Below are 7,886 nucleotides of genomic sequence, written 5' to 3'. Positions count from 1 at the left end.
TCGTCGATCTCGCGTACACGTACTCGTTCTGCCACCCGGACAGGGTGACGGCCACACGGCGCCGGGCACAGCCTCAAGACGGCGTGTCACATCACAACAGGGCGAACGTTGCCTGCTACGGCACTAGGCACCCCCTCGGCGGTTCTCGACGCGGCCCGTCACCCGTCCGAACCGCTGTTGCGCGGCCTGGGCGGAGGCCAGCCCCATCGCGCGGGAGATCTGCGGCCACGACAGCCCGTGAGCGCGTGCGGTGAACATCAGCGCGGCCTCCACCTGGTCCACCTCGGCCCGGGCGGCCGACAGCAGAGCCAGTGCCGCCGCCACGGTGTGCTCGTCGGCGTCGCCGGCGCCGTCGCGCCACAGTGCGAAACGGATCAAGTCGACCGCCGAGGGCGGCTGACTCCCGTGCAGCCAGGGCGCCCGGGGAAGGGCCGAGGCACCCGAGTCCAGCAACCGCCTGCGCGCCTCCGCCTCGCGATCGGCCTGCCCTTGGTCGGCGTCCGAGTTCTCCATGCGGATCATGCTGGACCATCAACATCTCGTTGTCAACGAAATGTTGATGAACGCGCTGACCCTGACGTCCACCGCTCCTATGCGCGGCCGTTCACGTTGCCACGTCCTCGAACCGCGGTCTCGATCAGGTCTGCCCGGGTGCGGCGGCGATCAGTAACCCTCGTCGCGGAGGGCCGAGCGGTAGGACGCGTCCATGGCGCGACGGGTGAACGCGCCGGGCGTGGCGGCCATGCCGCGTCCGAGCAGGCGTGCGCCGCGGCCGCTTTCGGTGTTGGCCGCGACGTGGGCGGCCGCGATCGCGGTCAGGTCCGGCAGACGCCCGGGGGAGCGCGGGCCGTCCCACAGGACGTCCGCGACGGTGGTGCGCGTCAGGTCGGCGTGCTCGACGTGCACGACGATCGCCGCGTGCGGCGGCTTGTCGCGCAGCGCCATCGTCGCGAGCAGGGCCGGGTCGGTGCTGACCCGCGCGGTGCCCCTGAGGTGGAGGACCTCGCGACTGCCGGGGAGCAGGGCGGCCAGCGAGACGTCCGGGCAGGTCATGAGGTTGCGCAGGGTGTCAGCTCGCTTGTTGCCGCGCCGGTCGGGGAGCGCGAGGGTCGCTCCGTCGAGCACCTGCAGGAAGCCCGGACCGTCCCCGCGCGGACTGGTGTCGGCCCGCTCGTCGCCGTCGCGCGAGGAGAGGAAGGTGAACGGCGAGGCCGCGAGGAACGCGGCGACGCGCGGCGTGGACAGCGGCCCGCCGCCCGGGACGGCCGGGACGTCCGGAGGCGCGTCCGGGACGGCGGTCCACAGCTTGGAACGCAGCATGCACCGCGCGCAGTGCATGTACGCCTCCGCCATTTCGATGGCGACGCGCCCGTCGCCGCCGCCGGCGGCGGTGCCGTTCAGCCGGAAGGTCTCCCCGAGGCCGGGGATCAGGAACACCATCGACGCCCCCGTGCCGAGCGCGGGCATCGGCGCCCCGTCCGGGACCGGGAACGACAGGCGCGTCCGCGATTCGGCGCGGGCGAAGCCGGCCGTTCCGCCGACGAGCATCGTGTGTGGAACGCCAGCCGTGTCGCGGATGCCCAGCGCCGCCGCCGGGGCGGAGGCGAACACCTCCCGGCACCCCTCGTCGAGCGTGGCGGTCGCCTTCAGCAAGACCATCCTGGGTGGTGTTCCGATGATCGCGTCGATTCCGCGACCGTGGCCGGTGTGCGCATATGTCCTCTCCTCACCTGTCCACACCGAAGGTAGGGTGGCCAGTCAGCGGATGGGAGCCAACCAATGCCGTGATCTGGCCAAGATCGGGGGACGCCATGCCGGGGACAGTGCTGGCGACCGCACGCACCGAGTTCGACGCCGGTGTCGCCTTCGACCTGCACGAACACCCGTTCCACTTGCTGAGCTGGAGCGAGACCGCCACCGTCACCCACCGCACCGCGGACCGCGACTGGCTGGTGCCGCCCACCCACGCGCTGTGGATGCCGGCTGGCGTCCCGCACGCTTTGGCGGTGGTGCGCGGCGGGCGCGGCTATGGCGTCGTCCTGAGCGCGCAGCACTGCCCGGTCTCCTGGACCGAGCCGACCGGCGTACTCGTCACCCCGCTGGTCCGGGAACTGATCGTGCATCTCGACCAGCACCCGCGACGGGCACGCATGCCGGCCGAGACGCTCCTGGCCGAACTCCTGGAACCCGTCCCCAGCACGACGTTCCAGCTCCCGATGCCGACCGACCCCCGCCTGCGGGACGTCACCGAGGCCCTGCTCGCCCACCCCGCCGACGACCGCGACCTCGCTGCCTGGGCCGACCACGCCGCCACCAGCGTCCGCACCCTGACCCGGCTCTTCCAGGCCGAGACGGGAATGACGTTCGCGCAATGGCGCACACACGCCCGCATCCGCGCCGCACTCACCCACCTCGCAGAAGGCGTCCCCATCAAAGCGACGGCGCGCGCAGTGGGCTACCGCAAACCCGGAGCCTTCGCCGAGGCATTCCGCCGCATCACCGGCGACTTCCCCAGCGTCTACACCCCGCCGTAACCACCACGACCAGCCGATCAGACCGAGACCCAGAAGCGCAGCCGGAGCACTGGACTAGAACGAACTCCGGACTATCGTAGGTCGTCCCCGAGGCGAATACGTAGATCTGCGACGTATCGGACCGTGTCCACCCGGACCCGAAATATTCGCGGACAAGTTGACGAGCCTGGCTCGTAGATCATGCTTCGGGATATGGATCGGGCCGTTCGGGCGGTGGTCCCGGCGGACGCTCCGCGGGCCTGCGGCTTGTCGGCGTCCTCCACCCGGCCGTCGATCCCGCTGGGCTGGTCGATACCCACGCTTCGGTCCTTTCCGCCGGTGAAACGGCGGGATGCTTCCGTACCGGTGATTCGTGGTGGAGTTTCGAGGCAGAGAGACGTTCAGCTCGTGCGGACTACGTACTCCAAAGAAATTGGAAGAACTCTGCGTGCGACCTCGATCGGCGCCAGGGCAGCCGACTGCCGATCGTTGAGTTGCGGTGTGTGCCCCAGTGCCTATCTGGCCGCCCTCATGTCGCGGAGGCCCCACATAGCCGGGAAACGCTGACTGAGAATCGGTATGCTCTCGTCCGGCTGTCGACCGACCATCAGGGGCTGCCCGAATGAGTGAACCGTTGCGCCGCGAAGATCCTCAGCGACTCGGGCGGTACCGCCTTATCGAACGCCTGGGCCAAGGCGACATGGGCACGGTGTATCTCGGACAAAGTGAGCAGGGGCAGGACGTGGTCGTCAGGGTCATGAACCCTGGCCTGGCCCGCAATCCCCACTTCCGTGAACTCCTCCGCCAGGAGGTCGCCGCCGCTCGCGGAGTCGCACCATTCCGCATCGCGCCCGTGCTCGACGCCTCCCTCGACGGCCATCCGCTCTACGTCGTGACCGAGTACATCGTCGGGCCGACTCTCGATCAGGCCGTCGCGAACCATGGCCCTCTTCCGCAGTCCGAACTGGACCACCTCGCGGTCGGCGTGGCGACCGCGCTCGCGGCCGTCCATGACGCCGGAATCCTGCACCGTGACCTCAAACCCTCCAGCGTTCTGCTCTCCGGCACCGGTCCGCGCGTCACCGGCTACGGGATCGCCAGGGCGCATGCGCAGGCGGGCGCCGCGGACTCGGGCCCGGCCGTCGCCACCCCCGGCTACCAGGCACCGGAGGCACTCGCCGGCGGCCCGGTCACTTCGGCCTCGGACGTCTTCTCCTGGGGCTGTGTCGTGGCATTCGCCGGTACCGGGCGTCATCCTTTCCCCGGTGGCGGCTTCCCCGAAGTCGCCTATCGCGTGGCCAACGAGGCGCCGCGACTGGAGGGGCTCAGCCCGCACCTGCTCCCTCTCGTCCGGCAAGCGCTCGACAAGGATCCGCTCGCGCGTCCTTCAGTACCGCAACTTCTCCAGGGCCTTGGCGATCGGCCCCCGTGGACGGAAGAAGGCCCTACGCCGCCGCCACCGCCGTCGACACCGTTCATACCGGCCGACGACAAGGGCCCGGAGGGCCGCTCCCGATCAGCACCGCTGATCGGCATCGGCGCGTTCGTCGTCATCCTAGCGATGGTCACCACCATCGCGGTGGTCGCGCTCTCCCGAGGTGACGCCCAGGCGCCCGCCGGTGGCCGGGCCCTCCAGCACTCGGCGTCCACCGTCCCCGCTACCCCGGACGCGTCCCGCACCCCCAGCACACCTCCGCGCACCGGCCCACCGGCTGAGTCCTCACCCGATGCCGGCGATGTGGACCCGCGCTTCCTCGGCCGGTGGACGGGTCTCATCACGCATCACGCATCGAAGGACTCGAAATTCTCCGCGCTCATCACCATCACCGGAGGGAAGCTCACCCAAGTGGTCGGAGAGAGCGATTACAGCTCCATGGGCAGTCATGGCACGCTGAAGCACGTCTCGGCGACCAGGACCCGGCTCGTGGTCGAAGAGCGCATTCAGCAGGGTCACGGCTGCGAGGATGTAGTGCTCATCACGCTCACATACCGGCAACCCCGTGCCCTCAAATACGAGTACGAGCTCACCAACACGAACGGTGCGGGCATGCTAGCCCGGGCCTGACCTGTTGGGTACGACCTTCCACCAGGTCAGGCAACGCCATACCCACTCCAGCGGGCCGTACCGGGCATAGCGCAGCCACAGCAGGCTGAAAGCCATCTCGATCACGAATACTCCCGCACCAAGAGCGAAGGCCATTCCGTAATTGGATTCGCTTTCGAGGTGCAACACTTGATCGGCAGCCAGGATCAAGAGCGTGGCAGCGATATAGCCCGTCAGCGCCATCCGCCCGATGGGCGCCAGCTTGCACAGCGCAGGGCGGATCCGCGAACGAAGCAGCAGCACGATCGCCGTAACGTAGGTCGCGGCCGTCGCCAGCCCCGCGAACGTTGCCGGCCGTGCGCCGGAATCCGTCCCCGTGCTGATCTGCAGAACATTCAGGGCGACGGCGAATGTGGAGGCTGTGGCCAGGACGACCCGCAGCCGACTCGTCGGCAGACTGAGCAGGTTCTCCGAACCGTACCTCGCTGCACCGAGGCCGACCAGGAACAGCCCCGGGATGAGCATGCTGCCGCCGGCGACCAGTGCGGCGGCCGCAGTGGCGACGGTGCCGAGTGCCAAGACGATGCGCCAGCCGGGGAGGAGCGATGCGGGCAGCAGGACGACGATGCCGACGACGGCATATGTCAGCAGGACCTCGCGCGGCTGCAACAACCGGTGCAACGCGCCGAAGGGCATCAGAAATCCCAGCCTTGCCAGCATGACCAGCCGCGGACTATGCGTCCGTCCCTTGACCGCGTCCAGGAACAATCCGAAACTCAGGCCGAACAGGAACGAGAAGATCGGGAAGAACCTCTGGTGCAGCAGAGTCTGGTACACCCAGTGCCCGAGACCATCGGCCGAGCCCGAAGTCGGCATCCCCGTGATCCCCACGGTGTTCACCAGTGTGATACCGAAGAGCGCGAAGCCTCGGAGAACATCGACCTCGGTAATGCGTACGGCCTTCTCGGACTGGCCCACAAGTTCCGCTGTTGATGCCTGTGACGCTGTCGTCACTACCCTCCTCCCGGAACGACCAGCACATCACAACCGCCCCGCCAGCGAGTTCACCAGGATCCCGAGTTGGTTCTGGCGGCAATGAAGTCGCTTAGGGGCGGGGCCGGCTGCGTGCCGGTGTGGCGGAGCCGGCGAACACGCCTCTCAGTTCTCCCTGGCCATCAACTGCACGTGGGCGATGATCTCTTTCAGCTGGGCCGGCGGAAGCGTCTCGGTCAGCAGGGTGGCCTGGAAGTATGTGTGCTCGCTCTTGCCGTCCGTCCCGTGGCCGTCCGCAATGAGCTCCTTCTTCATGATCTCCCAGTCCGACCACTCGTCCTTGAGGAAGGCTTCGAGCGTGTCGCGGAACACGGCGTAGCCGCTGGCCACTGCGGTCTCCGGCCAGTCCTCCTCGTCCGCGCCGAGCAGGGACAGCAGGTTGCGGTTCTTGCCGGTCTCCTTACCGATCCGGTCGGCCAGCTTCTTGTCTGTGTCGTCGGGTTTGCGCTGGGCGTTGTGCCTGTCCCCGTCGAACACCACATAGGTTGGGATGCCGAGTGTAGTGAGGATGGCGTATGGCAGCCGGAGATTCTGCTTGCCTTCGACGTTCACCACCATGATGCCGTTGGTGTTCAACGGGTCCTCGCGGTAGCCGCAGCCCTCCAGGACGCCCTTGTCGCTGACACCCTCCACCAGGATGACGGCGCGGGCGAACATGGCCTCCGGGATGTCCGTCAGGTAGGCCCGCGCGATCTTCCGGGCGAGTTCCACGTCGCTGATCTTCATCCCAAGCAGATCCTTGACGGACTGCTGCGTGCTGGAGTCGACGTGGACGGACGGGGCGCCGTCCTCCTTCGTGCGCGTCATGCGGCGGATCTGATGGAACCCGTCCGTCTCCAGGAAGTACGGGCTGTGCGTGGCGTAGGAGATCTGGATCCCGTGCTCCGGCCCGGTGGCGAGCCTGCGCAGCACCGATGCGAAGGTCCGGGCCTGGACGGGATGCTGGAAGAGCTCCGGCTCCTCGATCGCCAGGAACACCGTCCGGCTCGCCTCGGCGGCCTTCCGCTCCGCCAGCACCCGCAGTGCGGTGATGAGCACGGCCCGCTGGAAACCGTGCCCCTGCTGGTCAACACGGGTGTTGGCGGTCCCGTCCTCCACCGACACCTGGAACAGGGGCTGCGGCACCCGCATCTCGGGAATGTGGGAGCTGACGCGCAGTCTGCGGCCCCGGGTGAGCTGCTCGACCTCGCGGGTCAGCTCGTTCGAGAGTTCATGCAGTTGCGCCTCGAAGTGCTCGGCGTGGATCTTGCCGCGGTCGTCGTTGAACACCGCCTGAAGATCGAGCATGTCCCGCTCGGCTTGGCCGCGGTCCACGGCCTGGTCCATGATCCGGCCGATGATGGAGCCCTTCACATCACGCCCCTCCTCGACCGCCCGCAGGTCCGCGCTGACGAACACGTAGTCGAACAGCCCGGTCATCTTCGCCTGACCGGCGAAGCCGAAGAAGTGGGTGTCGGCGGGCAGTTCCACCGCCTCGAGCCGGTCTCGATGCCTGCCTTCCCACGCGGACAGTGCATCCTCGACGGCCTTGGCACTCGAGACGACCGGCAAGCCGAGCTCAGGCCGTGCGTCTGCCAGAGCCCTGTACCTCCTGCGCTGCTCCATGGCGCCCTCGGCGCCTCGGATCTCATCGAATGGCGGATACGCCAGAGCGCGGCCCGACAGCTTTTCAGCACCGTCCTCCCAGCGCCGCCAGAGCCGGACGGACTCGGTGTTCCCGGCCGCGTACTTCCCGAGCGCTGCCCGGTCCAGATCAGTGAGGTCACCGAACTGGACCTCGACGCTGATCTGTTTCCGCTCCGCCCCTGCCCAGACGTCCTCCTCGGTCAGCGGCTGTGCCGGCCCGTTGAAGAACCAGTCCAGCGCCCGCAGGACGGCCGACTTGCCCACCCCGTTCGGCCCGATGAAGGTCGTGATGTCGTCGAAGCGGATGTCCACGTCTCGCAGACACCGATAGTTCTTGATCGCCACCCGTTGTATCCGCACACATCAACCTCACCGCTCACAGGCGTCCCGCCGCAACCGGATTAGGTGACTGACCGCAGTGAGCCGATACGGTGAGTCAGGTAAACCGGAGGGGGCCGCCGCGCGTCCCCGTGGGGCCCAGGGGTGTGCCGTTCACGTCCCGGCGTCCTTCGCCACGGTCGGGGGTAGCTATTCAGCCTGAGTTGGCGTCTGCCCGGGTTGTGCCTGGTTGCCTGGGGTTGATCTTGCAGAGGTTGCCCGAGATCATGGGTGGGTGCCCGAGCCCGCCGAGCAGCCCGAGGACGGCCTGA

At 68.2% G+C, this 7,886-nt stretch carries 6 protein-coding genes; 2 read left to right on the top strand and 4 right to left on the bottom strand.

Going from position 1 to position 7,886, the window contains the following annotated elements; translation table 11 throughout:
- Positions 1-123 precede the first annotated feature (123 nt).
- A complete protein-coding gene (locus HUX53_RS09355; protein ID WP_255205076.1) occupies positions 124-513 on the bottom strand; it encodes a DNA-binding protein in 390 nt (129 codons plus the stop codon).
- A 150-nt stretch (positions 514-663) separates the two neighbouring features.
- Positions 664-1,659 carry a pyridoxamine 5'-phosphate oxidase family protein gene (locus tag HUX53_RS09350; RefSeq protein WP_176402759.1) on the bottom strand — a complete coding sequence of 332 codons (996 nt, stop codon included), beginning with the start codon at positions 1,657-1,659 and terminating at the stop codon, positions 664-666.
- Between the two features lie 152 nt (positions 1,660-1,811).
- Here HUX53_RS09350 and HUX53_RS09345 point away from each other — a divergent pair, with 152 nt between their 5' ends.
- Positions 1,812-2,534, top strand: a complete 723-nt coding sequence (locus HUX53_RS09345; protein ID WP_176402758.1) for an AraC family transcriptional regulator — start codon at positions 1,812-1,814, stop codon at positions 2,532-2,534.
- A gap of 601 nt (positions 2,535-3,135) precedes the next feature.
- Positions 3,136-4,578: a serine/threonine-protein kinase gene (locus tag HUX53_RS09340; protein ID WP_176402757.1), complete on the top strand. Its 1,443-nt coding sequence runs from the start codon at positions 3,136-3,138 to the stop codon at positions 4,576-4,578.
- Here HUX53_RS09340 and HUX53_RS42475 read toward each other — a convergent pair.
- Together HUX53_RS42475 and HUX53_RS40865 are read right to left on the bottom strand one after the other, a co-directional pair.
- Positions 4,564-5,571 carry a DUF418 domain-containing protein gene (locus tag HUX53_RS42475; protein ID WP_176402756.1) on the bottom strand — a complete coding sequence of 336 codons (1,008 nt, stop codon included), beginning with the start codon at positions 5,569-5,571 and terminating at the stop codon, positions 4,564-4,566. The genes HUX53_RS09340 and HUX53_RS42475 overlap by 15 nt on opposite strands.
- Before the next feature lie 144 nt (positions 5,572-5,715).
- On the bottom strand, positions 5,716-7,581 hold the full coding sequence (locus tag HUX53_RS40865; protein WP_176402755.1) for an AAA family ATPase: 1,866 nt from the start codon (positions 7,579-7,581) through the stop codon (positions 5,716-5,718).
- Between the last annotated feature and the right edge of the window lie 305 nt (positions 7,582-7,886).

This window comes from Actinomadura sp. BRA 177 (genome assembly GCF_013372625.1).
Lineage (GTDB): Bacteria > Actinomycetota > Actinomycetes > Streptosporangiales > Streptosporangiaceae > Spirillospora.
This window is presented reverse-complemented; position numbering and strand designations above follow the sequence as displayed.

Excerpts from the sequence above, each read along its gene's own strand:
- HUX53_RS09340 (WP_176402757.1), top strand. The coding sequence starts at position 3,136 with ATGAGTGAACCGTTGCGCCGCGAAGATCCTCAGCGACTCGGGCGGTAC.
- HUX53_RS09355 (WP_255205076.1), bottom strand. The coding sequence starts at position 513 with ATGGAGAACTCGGACGCCGACCAAGGGCAGGCCGATCGCGAGGCGGAG.
- HUX53_RS09345 (WP_176402758.1), top strand. The coding sequence starts at position 1,812 with ATGCCGGGGACAGTGCTGGCGACCGCACGCACCGAGTTCGACGCCGGT.
- HUX53_RS09350 (WP_176402759.1), bottom strand. The coding sequence starts at position 1,659 with ATGGTCTTGCTGAAGGCGACCGCCACGCTCGACGAGGGGTGCCGGGAG.